The sequence below is a fragment of the Roseovarius salis genome, assembly GCF_044472985.1.
Classification (GTDB): Bacteria; Pseudomonadota; Alphaproteobacteria; order Rhodobacterales; family Rhodobacteraceae; genus Roseovarius; species Roseovarius salis.
The window spans coordinates 92,144-105,784 of sequence record NZ_JBISDG010000009.1 but is presented as its reverse complement, the minus strand read 5'-3'; the positions used below and the strand labels follow the sequence as shown (position 1 = coordinate 105,784).

Genomic DNA, 13,641 nt, shown 5'->3' with positions numbered 1-13,641 from the left:
CCCCCCCCCCCCCCCCCCCCCCCCCCCCCCCCCCCCCCCCCCCCCCCCCCCCCCCCCCCCCCCCCCCCCCCCCCCCCCCCCCCCCCCCCCCGGCCCGCGGGGCGCGCCTGAATGCTGACCTACACGATCCGACGGCTCGTCCTTGCGGTGCCGACGCTTCTGTTCATCTCGCTTGTCATTTTCCTCTTGCTGGAACTGGCGCCGGGCGACCCGATGGCACAGGTGCCGCTGACCGTGCCACCCGAGGTCAAGGCGCAGATGCGCGAGGCGCTGGGCCTCGGCGAGCCCACCCATATCCGCTTCGGCAAATGGCTGTGGCAGTTCTTCGTGGTCGAGCCGGTGGTGCTGGCCGACCACCTGCTGGGCACGGGCTGGGCGGCGGATGCAAGCCGGATCATCAGCTGGCAGACCCGATCGCCGGTCATGGACATCGTGGTGCAGCGGATGCCGCAGACGCTGTGGGTGGTGGCCATGGCCTATGTCGTCGGGGTGCTGATCGCCCTGCCCATCGGCATCTATTCCGCCTACCGGCAATACTCCGTTTTCGACCAGCTGGGCACCTTCGTCACCATGGTGGGCTACTCGGTGCCGCCGTTTTTCTCAGGCGTCCTGGTGATCGTGATCTTCTCGGTCCAGCTGGGGTGGCTGCCATCCATCTACGACACGACGCACGAGGTGACGGACTGGGAAAGCTTCAAGGTGCAGATCAAGCAGATGGTGATGCCGGTCATGGTGCTGGCGCTGCAGACGACGGCGCAGATATCGCGCTTCATGCGCGCCTCGATGCTGGACAACCTGGGCCAGGATTACGTGCGCACCGCCCGCGCCAAGGGGCTGTCCGAGGCCGTGGTCGTCATGGTCCACGTTCTGCGCAACTCGATGATCCCGGTGGTCACGGTGATCGCCCTCGGCCTGCCACAGGTTTTCGGCGGGGCCATCATCACCGAACAGATTTTCAAGGTGAACGGGCTTGGCCAGCTTCTCATCACGGCGATACAGGCCAACGACGTGCCCATGGTCCAGACCGTGACATTCATGCTGGCGGTGCTGATCGTCCTTTTCAACATCGTCGCCGACCTGCTCTATGGCCTGCTCGACCCAAGGATCCGCTATGACTGATCCGACCCCCGCGACACCGGTCGGCGCCCCCCCGCCCGACAGGCCGCCGCACAGCCGCTGGCGGGATGTCTGGGACCAGTTCAAGCGTCATCGCGGCGCGCTTGTCGGCGGCATTCTTTTCGCCGTCATCATCGTCACCGTGTACCTCGGCCCGCTGGTCTGGACGATCGACCCAACCCACATCGACGTGCGCGCCCGCAACGAGGGGCCCAGCCTTGCGCACCCCTTCGGCACCGATCAGCTGGGCCGCGACACGCTTGCCCGCATGATGGCCGGCGGGCAGGCCTCGATCGCCGTGGGGCTGACGGCGATGCTGCTGGCGCTTGGTCTCGGCACCCTGATCGGTGTTCTGGCGGGGTTTTTCCGCCGTCTCGACGGCCCGCTGATGCGATTCACCGACCTTGTCCTTTCGCTGCCGATCCTGCCGCTTCTTCTGGTGATGGTGATGCTGTTCCGCGAGGCGCTGAGCACCACCTTCGGCCCCGAAACCGGGATATTCATACTGGTCGTGGTGGCCATCGGCCTGACGAGCTGGATGCCCACGGCACGGGTCGTGCGCAGCGACGTCATGGCGCTGAAGGAACGGGAATTCATCCTCGCCGCGCGGTCGATCGGCACGACCGATTTCCACCTCGTCACACGGCACATCCTGCCGAACGTGCTCTCTCCCATCATGGTGTCGGCCACGCTGGGCATCGCCAACGCGATCATCACCGAGTCGGCGCTCAGCTTCCTCGGCCTTGGCTTTCCGCCCGATTTCCCGACATGGGGGAGGCTGCTGAACGACGCGACCGTCTATCTGCAGGATTACCCCGAGCGGGTGTTCTGGCCGGGTCTGCTGATCTCGCTCACGGTGCTCAGCGTCAGCTACCTCGGCGACGGGCTGCGCGATGCGCTCGATCCGCGTCTGCGCGGCCGTTGAACGCCGCCGGCCCGACCATGGCAAAAAAGAAACCTGGTTGCCGCGACACCTGCGCCGGCCGAACGCCCGATCAGCCGGGCGCCGTCCGCAGGAACGCAGGTCCCGGTACGGCGGCAGACGCGGGAAATCTTCCCGATCCGAACCGGACATTCAGACCCATGAATACTTGATCGGCCGGAAAATCCGCGCCAGCTGGGAAGAATTCCCGCAACCCGGAGACACGTAATGTTCGAAACGCTCGGCTTCGAAACGCTCACCGCCCCGCAGGCCGCGATCTGGTTCGCACTGGCGCTCGGGCTGGCCTTCGGGGCGCTGGCCCAACTCACCCGCTTCTGCCTGCGCCGCGCCCTGGTGGGAACGGACCGCCGGCAGGCCGCCGGCGTCTGGCTGACGGCACTCGCCGTGGCCGTGACGGGCACGCAGGCGGCAGTGGCCCAGGGCTGGATCGGTTTCGCAGAACATCGTTTCATGGCCACCGGGCTGCCTGTGCTTGCGATCACCCTTGGCGGTCTGATGTTCGGCGCGGGCATGGTGCTGACACGCGGTTGCATTTCGCGCCTGACCGTTCTTGCCGGTGCAGGCAACCTGCGCGCGGCGCTGGTTCTTGTCGTCTTCGCGATCTCGGCACACGCCACGCTCAAGGGGGTTCTGGCCCCCCTGCGCGTGTCATTGGGATCGGTCACGCTGCAGATGGAGGCCGCCGCGTTGCCCGGCAGCCCTCTGATCTGGGCGGGCGCCATCGCGGCGGTAGCCGTGGCGGTTGCGCTGCGGTCGGGCAATCGGGCGGGCACGCTGCTGCTGGCGGCCCTGATCGGCGCGCTCGTGCCCGCGGGTTGGGTCGGCACCGGGTATGTCCTGCACGACGCCTTCGACCCGATCGCGATGCAATCGCTGGCCTTCACCTCCACCGTGGCGGACTCGCTTTTCTTCACCGTCGCCTCCACCGCCATCCCGGCGGGATTCGGCACGGGGCTCGTCGGCGGTGTTCTGCTGGGGGCGCTGGCGGCCGGGCTGCTCAGCGGACGGTTCCGGTGGGAAAGCTTTGCCAGCCCAGGGGAAACCGGCCGTTACCTTGCCGGGGGCATGATGATGGGTGTCGGCGGCGTACTGGCGGGGGGCTGCTCGGTCGGGGCCGGGCTGTCGGGCGTGTCCACCCTCTCGCTCGCCGCAGGCCTCGCGCTGGCGGCCATCATCATCGGGGCGGTCGTGGCAAACCGGGCACTGTCACCGGTACGCCCCGCGGCAACGGCGCAACCGGCCGAGTAGCCCTTGCACTGCGGCGCCATGCCGCTAGGATGCGCGCGTTTCGGCGAGGGCGGACCGCATGGCGCGATACGAATACAAGGTGATCCCGGCCCCGGCGAGGGGCCGAAAGGCCCCCGGCATCAAGGGCGCGGAAGCGCGCTTCGCCCACGGGCTCGAGACGGCCATGAACGAACTCGCGGCGCAGGGCTGGGAATACCTGCGCGCAGACATCCTGCCGAGCGAGGAGCGGCAGGGGCTGGCATCCACGCAGACCGTCTATCGCAGCGTGCTCGTGTTTCGCCGCGGCGCCGAGGCGGAGTCCGCCGCGCCCGCCGCCGAACCGCCGCTTACGGCGCCGGGGGCGTCCGACATGGCCGATCCCGCGGCACCGGCGGCCGGGGCGGACTCCGCGTCTGACCAGGAGGCGGCGCAGGAAACCGGCGCGCCCCCTCTTGAGCCGGAGCACGCGCCGCCCCATCTGCAAGAAGCGGTCGAACAAACGTATGGCAGGCAGGACGATACAGGCCCCGACGCGCGGGACCCCGCCGTTGACGAGCGGACGGATGGGCGACGCGACTGACCGGCGGCGGGCAAGCGCGGCACATCCGCAAGAACGCAAGAAATTCTCGGCTGCCCTCTTCAATTTGCTGTCCAGTAATCTACAATCCCCGCTCCGACTCGTGGAGGTGTTCCCCATGTCCAAGTCCGACCCATTCGGTTTCGATATCTCCGTCAGCGCTTCGAAGAAAAAGAAGCCCCGCGGCCGGCGGGGCATGTCGGGCGCCCAGGAAACATCGACGCGCATCTGCGAGAAGGAAGGGTGCGACGAACCCGGCCTTTACCGCGCGCCCAAGGCGCCCGACGTGCTCGACGACTACTACTGGTTCTGCAAGGATCACGTGCGCGAGTATAACCTGAAATGGAACTTCTTCGACGGCACCACCGAGGCGGAGATGAACGCCCAGATGTCGGATGACAAGGTCTGGGAGCGCAAGACCCGCGCGTTCAACGACCCCGAGGCGCGCGCGTGGGCCCGGCTGGGCATCGAGGACCCCCATCAGGTTCTTGGCGACAACGCCACCAAGAACCCCGGCAAACAGCGCTCCGGCCAACGCAAGCTGCCGCCGACCGAACGCCAGGCGATCGAGATCCTCGAGGCCGGCGACAACTGGACCAAGGCAGAGATACGCAAGGCCTACAAGGCGCTCATCAAGGTCCTGCACCCGGACATCAACGGCGGCGACCGCAGCCAGGAGGAGCAGCTGCAAAAGGTCATGTGGGCGTGGGAGCAGATCAAGGACAGCCGCAGCTTCAAGTAACCCGCGGCGGCCTCGGGCGCCGGGCGCCGCGCCTCATGCCTGCTTGAAAACGAGGCTCACGCCGTTGATGCAGTGCCGCTTGCCCGTGGGTTCGGGACCGTCATCAAAAATATGGCCCAGATGGCTGCCGCAGCGACGGCAGTGGCATTCGGTGCGCGTGTAGAACAGCGTATCGTCGGGCTTCGTCCCGATGGCGTCCGGCAGGGACTTCCAGAAGCTGGGCCAGCCCGTGCCGCTGTCGTACTTGTGCCGGGAGGAATACAGCGGCAGGTCGCACCCACGGCAATGATACGTTCCCGCGTCCTTCTTGTCATGAAGCGGCGAGCTGAAGGCAGGTTCCGTTCCCTCCTGGCGCAGAACCTCGTACTCCTGATCGGTCAGCATGGCGCGCCATTCCTGCTCGGTGCGCGTGACCTCGAACTCGCCTGACGCGGCCGATGCGTGCATTCCGCGGAAGAACGCCACAGCCCCCCCGCCCATCAGGACCGTCGCGATGAAACTGCGTCGTTGCATATCCAATCTCCTTGCGAAATTGATCTACAGGGCAAGATGCGAACCGCGGGGCCACCCGGCAAGGGGATGGCCCCGCACGAAACGGTGAACCGGCATCATTCCATGCCTGGCAGGATCACCGTGTCGATGACGTGGATCACGCCGTTGGACTGCTCAACATCCGCGATCGTGACCTTGATGGTCTGGCCGCGCTCGTCGGTGAGCATCAGGTTTGCGCCATCATGGCGCGCCTCCAGTTCGCAGCCGCCGAGCGTGGGCACGACATGCATCCCGCCATCATCATCGATCATCCCCCTGATATCCGCGGCCATGGCATCGGCCGGAACGACGTGACAGGTCAGGATCTCGGTGAGCTTATCCTTGTAAGGTGGCGTCAGCAGCGCCTTCACGGTCTCGTCGGGCAGCTTGCCGAACGCCGCGTCGGTCGGGGCAAAGACGGTGAACGGCCCTTCGCCCTGCAAAGTCTCGACCAGACCGGCCGCCTTGACCGCCGTCACGAGGGTCTCGTGATCGTCGGAATTGACGGCGTTCTCGACGATGGTCTTGTCGGCATACATGGGGGCCCCGCCCACCATGGGGTTCGCGGCGAAACCGGCGCTGGCGGTCAGCATGGCGGTGGTTGCGGCAATCGCTAGTTTTCCGAACATGGTTAAATCCTCCTTTGATACGGCCGGTTCGGCCCGGCTCGCAGGGGAGGCACGCATGGGGCTGGCCGGGAGTTTCGACCGATTTCATCCGGATCGATCACGAAGGCGTGAAGCAGGCGCCCCGCCGGACCGCGCGGGCGATTCTACCGCCGCGCGCCGCCCAGCATGTAAACCAATGTTGTCAGGAAAGATTTTGTATTATTGACACCGCGCAGGCTTTGCTATGTTTCCTGTAGGGAGGGAGACATGAAAACGCAGTACGACGTCGTGCTGGACCAGGGCGTGTTCTCGGAAACATCCGGGCTTTTCGCGCGCAAGCGCGACCGGTTGCCAGAGGCGGCGCTGGAACAGCTTGCCCGCGAGGTCATGATCCATGCCGCGCGCCTGTCCGCCGCGTCGCCGCAGCGGCCGTTCAGCGCCCCGGCAGAGCGGCTCGATACCTTTTGCGACCATCTGCTGAAAGATGACGCGGACGGCGCGCTCGCGTTGCTGCAAAAGGAGATGCGCGGCGGTCTCAGCACGCGCGATGTTTGCCTCGGCTACATTTCGGGCGCAGCGCGCCGCCTTGGGGACATGTGGGAGGCGGACCTCGTCAGCTTCGTCCAGGTGACGACCGCCAGCGGGTATCTCTATGGGCTGATCCGCGCCTTGCGGCCAGAGACCCCCGACACGGCGCAGCCCGCGCCCGACACCAAGAACGCGCTTTTTGCCACCGTTCCGGGCGAGGACCACAGCCTCGGCGTGACGGTCGCGGCCGAGGTGTTTCGCGACGCGGGCTGGGACATAGATCTTTGCACCGGCATGGGCCACAACGAGCTTGTCGCCCGGATCTCCGATACGGCGCCCGCGATCGTCGGCATATCGGTGGGCGGCAGCGGCAGGATGGAGGCGCTGAGCACGCTTTGCGTGTCGATCCGCCTTATCGCGCCCGGCGCGCTCATCGTGGTTGCGGGCGCGGGAACCGAAGGGAGCACCGACATCTCCGAGATCGCGGACGTGGATTTCGTGTTCTCGGACGTGGAATCCGCCGAGTCGCAGCTTGCGCGGCTGATGCACCTGCGCGGCTGGCGCTGACCGTCAGACGTTCGATATGGGTCCGACCGCGAGAACATCGCCCGTGGGCGCGCCGGTGGGAGAGCCGCCCGGCGGCTCTTCGGAAATGGCCAGGAGGCCACCATCGAGTTTCGGCCGCAACGGCTCTTCGATCGGCAGGACCGTCTCGGTTTCCGTCGGCAACACGCCGAGCGACACGGGCGATTCATCGCCGGCGATCAGCCATAGTTCAAGCGCACGGCCCGGCGGCGCGGCGCCGCGTTCGCGCTCCAGGTACAGCCGCGCCGTCTCGGCGTCATAGGCCGCCCGAACCAGCAGGCTGCCATCCTCTGCTGCGATCTCGGCGCGGTAAACCGGCTCATCGGGCGGCAGGGGACCGCGCTCTAGCAGGCCCGATGTCATGACAAGGATGACCGCGGCGGTCACGACCGCCGCCATCCCGGCCAGCCAGCCCAACACCCCCGGCCCCTTTCGCGCGCGACCGAAGAGGCGCTGCTCCAGCGCGGCCTGCACCCTCGCCGGGGGGCGCACCGGGTCGAGCTCCTCGGTCATCGCCGCGAATTCCGATGCCCAAGCGGCGCACAAGGCGCGCAGCTCGGGCTCGGCGGCGAGGCGGGCCTCGAACGCCTCGGCCTCGTCATCCGGCATCAGGCCCAGGGTGTATTCACCCGCGCGCACGACATCATCGTCGTCGCGATATGGCGTCTCTCCGCTCATCGCGACAGGCACTCCTTCAGTTTCAACAGGCTGCGGCGCAACCATGTTCTCATCGTGTTCAGCGGCACGTCGAAATGCGCCGCGAGCCCGGCATAGCTGTCCCCGTCGAGGCGTTGTTCCAGACCTTGACGTAGACTTCCTGAAGCACGTCCTCCGCCTCTGCCCGATCGCCCAACACACGCAGGATCACACCGAAAAGTTTCGCAGAACTCCGGGAATAGACCGACCGGAACGCGGCGCGCTCGCCCATGGCCATCCGGGCGATCAGCTCCTCGACTTCGTCACGTTGCGACATCACACCCCGCGCGGTTGGGGCCCACGTTGACCAACGTCTCGCGGGACGTCCAGTTAAACTTTGCCTACCCCTTGCCCTTTCGCGCTTTATGTTGCACCACGTGCCGCAACGCGCGAACCGGAGTTGAAGGATTGGGCCACATGGCGGATGGAAGCATCGACGCGAACGCGAAACCCACCGAGGAAATCTCGGTCCGTGACGTGTTCGGCATCGACACGGACATGGTCGTGAAGGGGTTTTCCGAACGGTCGGACAGGGTGCCCGAGGTTGACAGCACCTACAAGTTCGACCCTGACACGACGCTGGCCATTCTCGCTGCGTTCTCGCACAACCGCCGGCTGATGATCCAAGGGTATCACGGCACCGGGAAGTCCACCCACATCGAACAGGTGGCCGCGCGTCTCAACTGGCCGGCGGTGCGGGTGAACCTCGACAGCCATATCAGCCGGATCGACCTGATCGGCAAGGACGCCATCAAGCTCAAGGACGGCAAGCAGGTCACCGAGTTCCAGGAGGGCATCCTGCCCTGGGCGCTGCGTAATCCCGTCGCCATCGTGTTCGACGAGTACGATGCCGGGCGTGCCGACGTGATGTTCGTGATCCAGCGCGTGCTGGAGCATGACGGCAAGCTGACGCTGCTCGACCAGAACGAGATCATCACGCCGCACCCCTGCTTCCGCCTGTTCGCCACGTCCAACACCGTGGGGCTGGGCGACACCACGGGGCTGTATCACGGCGTTCAGCAGATCAACCAGGCACAGATGGACCGTTGGTCGATGGTCGCCACGCTCAACTATCTCAGCCACGACGCGGAGTCTGCGATCGTGCTGGCCAAGAACCCGCTGTTCAACACCGAGAAGGGCCGCCGCGAGGTCAGCCAGATGGTCACCGTCGCCGATCTGACGCGCACCGCCTTCATAAATGGCGACCTGTCCACGGTGATGAGCCCGCGCACGGTGATCAACTGGGCGCAGAACGCCCACATCTTCCGCGACGTGGGCTACGCGTTCCGCCTGACCTTCCTCAACAAGTGCGACGAGCTGGAGCGGCAGACCGTGGCCGAGTTCTACCAGCGCTGCTTCGACGAGGAGCTGCCCGAGAGCGCGGCGAGCGTGAGCCTGGACTGACCCTGCGAAACCGCGCGGTGACGGTGTCGGGCATGCCTGCCACCGGCCGGTGCGGGGGGCATGCGCGACGGCCCCTGGCCCTTGGGCACACCGCGCATGGCCTGCCGTTCCGACCTGGTGACCGCGCACTGGTCATTTCGTGCCGCGCCCACTAGTTTGTCAGCAGGCAAGCACCACAGCCGGAATCCCAACATGGCCCAGTCCGACAACCCCGCAGACCCCTTCAAGAAGGCCCTCGCCGAGGCCACCAAGGTCATGGCCGACGACCCTGACCTGAACGTGTCGTATTCCGTCGACCCGGCGGGCGTCTCGGGCGAATCGATGCGCCTGCCCCAGATCAGCCGCCGGATGTCGCGCGACGAGGTCCTGCAGGCCCGCGGCACGGCGGATGCCCTGGCGCTGAAGCACAAGTATCACGACAACACCCTGCACGCGCGCTACAACCCCGCCGGCGAAATGGCGCGCGAACTCTACGACGCGATGGAAACCGCGCGCTGCGAGGCCATGGGCGCCCACGAGATGCCGGGTACCGCGGGCAACATCGACGCCCGCATCGGTGCAGAGGCCCGGCGCCGGGGCTTCGACCAGATCACCGACGCATCCGACGCGCCGCTGGCCACCGCCGCGGGATATCTCATACGGCATCTGGCGACGGGGCGCGAGCTGCCGCCCGCGGCGCGGAATGTCATGGAGCTGTGGCAGGGCTTCATCGAGGACCACGCCGGCGGCACGCTGGAGGACCTCAAGGACAAGCTGGCCGACCAGACGGAATTCGCGCGTTTCGCCCGGCAGATCATCAAGGATCTCGGCTACGGCGATCAGCTGGGCGAGGACCCCGACGCCCCCGACGAGGACGAGCAGGACGAGGCCGAGGAAGAGACGCAGGAAGAGGAGCAGCCCGAAAGCTCCGGCGAGGACGAAAGCGACGACGACCAGGCCGACGCAGAGCCTGACCAGAGCCAGGAGCAACAGCAGGACGAAACCCAGGCCCAGGTCAGCATGGACGACATGGCCGACCAGGACATGGGCGACGAGACCGAGATGCCCGAGGGCGAGGCCCCGCTGGAGCCGCCCGAGCCGCAGCCCATCTCGGAAGCCGATCCGAACTATACCGTCTACAGCACCGACTACGACGAGGAAATCCGCGCCGAGGACCTCGCCGAACCGGTGGAGCTGGAACGCCTGCGCGCCTATCTCGACCAGCAGCTAGAGCCGCTCAAGGGCGCGGTCGGGCGCCTTGCGCACAAGCTGCAGCGCCGGCTCCAGGCGCAACAGAATCGCTCATGGGAATTCGACCGCGAGGAAGGCATCCTCGACGCGGGGCGTCTGGCACGGGTCGTGGCCAATCCCACGACGCCGCTGTCGTTCAAGGTCGAAAAGGACATGGAATTCCGCGACACGGTCGTGACGCTTCTGCTGGACAATTCCGGCTCGATGCGCGGGCGGCCGATATCGATCGCCGCGATCTGCGCGGACGTGTTGTCCAAGACGCTGGAACGCTGCCAGGTCAAGGTCGAGATCCTCGGCTTCACCACCCGCGCCTGGAAGGGCGGCCAATCGCGCGAAGCCTGGCTGGGCGAAGGCCGCCCGCAGCTGCCAGGTCGTCTCAACGACCTGCGCCACATCGTCTACAAGTCCGCCGACGCGCCCATGCGACGCACGCGCGACAATCTCGGCCTGATGATGAAGGAAGGTCTGCTCAAGGAAAACATCGACGGCGAGGCGCTGGAATGGGCGCACCGCCGGATCATCGGGCGCCGCGAGCAACGCAAGATCCTCATGGTGATCTCCGATGGCGCGCCGGTCGATGACAGCACGCTCAGCGTGAACCCCGCGAACTACCTCGAGAAACACCTGCGCGACGTGATCGACATGGTCGAACGGCGCAAGCAGGTCGAGCTGCTGGCGATCGGCATCGGCCATGACGTCACCCGTTATTACGAACGCGCGGTCACCATCACCGACGCCGATCAGCTGGCCGGCGCGATGACCGAACAGCTCGCCGCCCTGTTCGACAGCGATCCGCGGGCGCGCGCCCGCGTCATGGGGATAAAGAAGGCCAGCTGACCGCGCCCGGCCGCCCCGTCGGATGCCTCCGGCGGGGATATTTGAGGCCAGAACACGCACCGGAACGTGCAGCCGGTTCTTCCGGGCGGAAATATCCCGCGGGGACGGCAGCGCCGCGCCATTGGTCCGGGCGACACCGGCGACCACGCTGGTCCCACAGGGCCCGCGTGGCCCGAACGCGAAAAGAAACCGCGCGCCGCGGGCGCACCGCGAGGACACCGCCGCCGGAAACGCGGGCGCCCGCCGACCCCCGGCGTGCGAAGCCGATTGATCTTGCCCCCGCCCTGCCCTAGCAATGTGGGGCTGACCGAACCGCGGGGCCGTCATGTTCCAGTCCTTTCAGGATACCGCCCACCCAGAGCAGGGGCCGCCGCGCCTGGCGCAGCTGCGCGAGGAGATGACACGGGAGGGGCTGGCGGGGGTCCTCGTGCCCCGCGCCGACGCGCATCAGGGCGAATACGTTGCCCCGTGCGACGACCGGCTGGCATGGCTCACCGGGTTCACCGGCTCGGCGGGGTTTTGCATCGTACTGGCCGACAGGGCCGGCGTGTTCGTCGATGGGCGCTACCGCGCGCAGGTCAAGGTGCAGGTGGATACCGGCCACTTCACCCCGGTCGACTGGCCCGAGACGAAGCCGGCGCCGTGGCTGGCCCAGCACTTGCCCGATGGCGGCGCGGTCGGGTTCGACCCGTGGCTCTACACGCCCGAGCAAATCGAGACCCTGGAGAAAGGCCTGACCGGCACCGGCATAAGCTTGCGGCCCACCGACAACCTGATCGACCGGATCTGGCCCGACCGCCCCGCCCCGCCGCAGGGCGCGATCCGCATCTACCCCGAGGAGCTAGCCGGCGAGGGTCACGCCGCCAAGCGCGCAAGGCTGGCCCGTGACCTGCACGCGGCCGGACAGTCCGCGGCGGTGCTGACCCTGACCGATTCCATCGCGTGGCTTCTCAACATCCGCGGCAGCGACATCCCCCGCAACCCGGTCCCCCACGCCTTTGCCATTCTGCACGACACCGGGCAGCTTGCCCTTTTCGTCGACGACGCCAAGCTCGATGACGCGGTGCGCGCGCATCTGGGCGACGGGGTGAGCATCCACCCGCCGAATGCGTTCGGCCCGGCGCTGCGCGACGTTGACGGGACGGCGCGGCTGGACAAGTCGAGCGCGCCGCTCTGGGTGGCCCGGCAGCTGGAGGAGGCCGGCGTGCCAGTAGCTTGGGGAACAGACCCCTGCGTCATGCCCAAGGCCTGCAAGACATCCGCCGAGATCGCGGCGACGCGAACAGCGCACCTGCGCGACGGCGCCGCGCTCTGCCGGTTCCTCGCGTGGTTCGATGCCCAGCCCCCAGGCACGATCACCGAGATCGACGTGGTGACACGGCTGGAGGTCGAGCGCCGCGCGTCGGGCGAATTGCTCGACATCAGCTTCGATACGATCGCCGGCTCGGGTCCGCACGGCGCCCTCGCCCATTACAGGGTCACCGAGACGACCAACCGCGTCCTGCAGGCGGGCGACCTGCTGGTGCTCGATGGCGGCGGACAGTATCTCGACGGGACCACCGACATCACGCGCACCCTGCCCGTGGGAGTGCCCGGCCCCGACGAACGCGCCGCCTTCACCCGCGTTCTCCAGGGCATGATCGCGATGAGCCGCGCACGCTGGCCTCGGGGGCTGGCCGGGCGCGACCTCGATGCCATCGCGCGCTATCCGCTGTGGCTTGCCGATCAGGATTATGCCCACGGAACGGGACACGGCGTGGGCGTGCATCTTTGCGTGCATGAAGGGCCGCAGCGGTTGGCCCGGACCGGCGAGGTGGCCCTGCAGCCGGGGATGATCGTCTCGAATGAACCGGGATACTATCGCGAGGGTGCCTTCGGCATCCGCATCGAGAACCTCGTCGTGGTGGAGCCCGCGGCCCCCTTGCCCGGCGGCGACACCGCGGACAGGCTGGCCTTCGAGACGTTGAGTTTCGTGCCCATCGACCGGCGGCTGATCGTGGTCGAGATGCTGACGCCGCCCGAGCGGGAATGGCTCGACGGCTACCATGCCGCCTGCCGCGAGAAGATCGGGCCGCAGCTCGACGGGCCGACGCGCGACTGGCTTGACGCGGCGACCGCGCCGCTGTGACACATGGGCGTCATATCGCCCGGGCATTCGGGTAGGATGCAGGGCACGGACCGCAGGGAAAGGAGAGGGAGAGGGAATGACGGATATCAAGATACGCAAGGCGGAAGGCACGTGGACCGTCCGCGCAGGCGGCGCGATCCTGGTGGAAAGCAAGCAGGCGCTGGCACTGGCCGAGGAAGGCCGCGACGAGGTGATCTATTTCCCCCGCGAGGACGTCGCGATGGCTTTTCTCGACCGGACCGACCACAAGACGCATTGCCCGCACAAGGGCGACGCCACCTATTTTTCCATCGTGACCAACAGCCAGACCCTTGATAACGCGGCCTGGAGCTATGAGACCCCCGACCCCGATGTCGCGCGGATAGAAAACCACATCGCTTTCCACACCGGCGACGAGGTGACGGTCGAACGGGTATGAACATGCAGCGACAATGGCCGGGGCGGAGGACGCGCGACGGCGATCTCATGCCCGCCGCGTTTGCCGGACCC

At 67.1% G+C, this 13,641-nt stretch carries 13 protein-coding genes and 1 pseudogene; 10 read left to right on the top strand and 4 right to left on the bottom strand.

Translation table 11 applies throughout. The annotated features are described in order from the left end of the window. Positions 1 to 111 precede the first annotated feature (111 nt). The 5 genes from ACH13J_RS05470 (at position 112) to ACH13J_RS05450 (ending at position 4,605) form a co-directional block, all read left to right on the top strand. Positions 112 to 1,119, top strand: a complete 1,008-nt coding sequence (locus ACH13J_RS05470; RefSeq protein WP_397542298.1) for an ABC transporter permease subunit — start codon at positions 112 to 114, stop codon at positions 1,117 to 1,119. Next, on the top strand, positions 1,112 to 2,041 hold the full coding sequence (locus ACH13J_RS05465) for an ABC transporter permease subunit (RefSeq protein ID WP_397542297.1): 930 nt from the start codon (positions 1,112 to 1,114) through the stop codon (positions 2,039 to 2,041). The genes ACH13J_RS05470 and ACH13J_RS05465 overlap by 8 nt, the downstream gene beginning before the upstream one ends. Positions 2,042 to 2,266: 225 nt before the next feature. Beyond that, positions 2,267 to 3,307 (top strand): YeeE/YedE thiosulfate transporter family protein, encoded by a 1,041-nt coding sequence (locus ACH13J_RS05460; RefSeq protein ID WP_397542296.1) that lies wholly within the window; start codon positions 2,267 to 2,269, stop codon positions 3,305 to 3,307. A gap of 58 nt (positions 3,308 to 3,365) precedes the next feature. After that, positions 3,366 to 3,866 carry a DUF4177 domain-containing protein gene (locus tag ACH13J_RS05455; RefSeq protein ID WP_397542295.1) on the top strand — a complete coding sequence of 167 codons (501 nt, stop codon included), beginning with the start codon at positions 3,366 to 3,368 and terminating at the stop codon, positions 3,864 to 3,866. A gap of 115 nt (positions 3,867 to 3,981) precedes the next feature. Next, entirely contained in the window at positions 3,982 to 4,605 is a 624-nt protein-coding gene (locus ACH13J_RS05450) for a DnaJ domain-containing protein (protein WP_397542294.1), read from the top strand. 33 nt (positions 4,606 to 4,638) lie between these two features. Here the strand turns inward: ACH13J_RS05450 and msrB are convergent, their stop codons facing one another. Together msrB and ACH13J_RS05440 are read right to left on the bottom strand one after the other, a co-directional pair. Further along, positions 4,639 to 5,118, bottom strand: coding sequence for a peptide-methionine (R)-S-oxide reductase MsrB (gene msrB, locus ACH13J_RS05445; protein WP_397542293.1), 480 nt, complete (start codon positions 5,116 to 5,118; stop codon positions 4,639 to 4,641). A gap of 95 nt (positions 5,119 to 5,213) precedes the next feature. Further along, entirely contained in the window at positions 5,214 to 5,765 is a 552-nt protein-coding gene (locus ACH13J_RS05440; RefSeq protein ID WP_397542292.1) for a fasciclin domain-containing protein, read from the bottom strand. Positions 5,766 to 6,011: 246 nt separating this feature from the next. Here ACH13J_RS05440 and ACH13J_RS05435 point away from each other — a divergent pair, with 246 nt between their 5' ends. Beyond that, entirely contained in the window at positions 6,012 to 6,839 is an 828-nt protein-coding gene (locus tag ACH13J_RS05435; RefSeq protein WP_397542291.1) for a cobalamin-dependent protein, read from the top strand. Between the two features lie 3 nt (positions 6,840 to 6,842). On the opposite strand, the gene ACH13J_RS05430 is transcribed toward ACH13J_RS05435, so the two are convergent. Then, a complete protein-coding gene (locus ACH13J_RS05430; protein ID WP_397542290.1) occupies positions 6,843 to 7,535 on the bottom strand; it encodes an anti-sigma factor in 693 nt (230 codons plus the stop codon). Further along, positions 7,532 to 7,830: pseudogene (locus ACH13J_RS05425) on the bottom strand (sigma factor). The gene ACH13J_RS05430 and the pseudogene ACH13J_RS05425 overlap by 4 nt, the downstream one beginning before the upstream one ends. A gap of 140 nt (positions 7,831 to 7,970) precedes the next feature. Between ACH13J_RS05425 and cobS the strand changes: the two are divergent. The 4 genes from cobS (at position 7,971) to ACH13J_RS05405 (ending at position 13,570) form a co-directional block, all read left to right on the top strand. After that, positions 7,971 to 8,957, top strand: coding sequence for a cobaltochelatase subunit CobS (gene cobS, locus ACH13J_RS05420; protein WP_397542289.1), 987 nt, complete (start codon positions 7,971 to 7,973; stop codon positions 8,955 to 8,957). Positions 8,958 to 9,149: 192 nt separating this feature from the next. Beyond that, a complete protein-coding gene (gene cobT, locus ACH13J_RS05415; RefSeq protein ID WP_397542288.1) occupies positions 9,150 to 11,024 on the top strand; it encodes a cobaltochelatase subunit CobT in 1,875 nt (624 codons plus the stop codon). 325 nt (positions 11,025 to 11,349) lie between these two features. Then, positions 11,350 to 13,152 carry a M24 family metallopeptidase gene (locus ACH13J_RS05410; protein ID WP_397542287.1) on the top strand — a complete coding sequence of 601 codons (1,803 nt, stop codon included), beginning with the start codon at positions 11,350 to 11,352 and terminating at the stop codon, positions 13,150 to 13,152. 76 nt (positions 13,153 to 13,228) lie between these two features. Next, complete coding sequence (locus ACH13J_RS05405; protein WP_397542286.1) at positions 13,229 to 13,570, top strand: DUF427 domain-containing protein; 342 nt, start codon at positions 13,229 to 13,231, stop codon at positions 13,568 to 13,570. Positions 13,571 to 13,641: the final 71 nt, after the last annotated feature.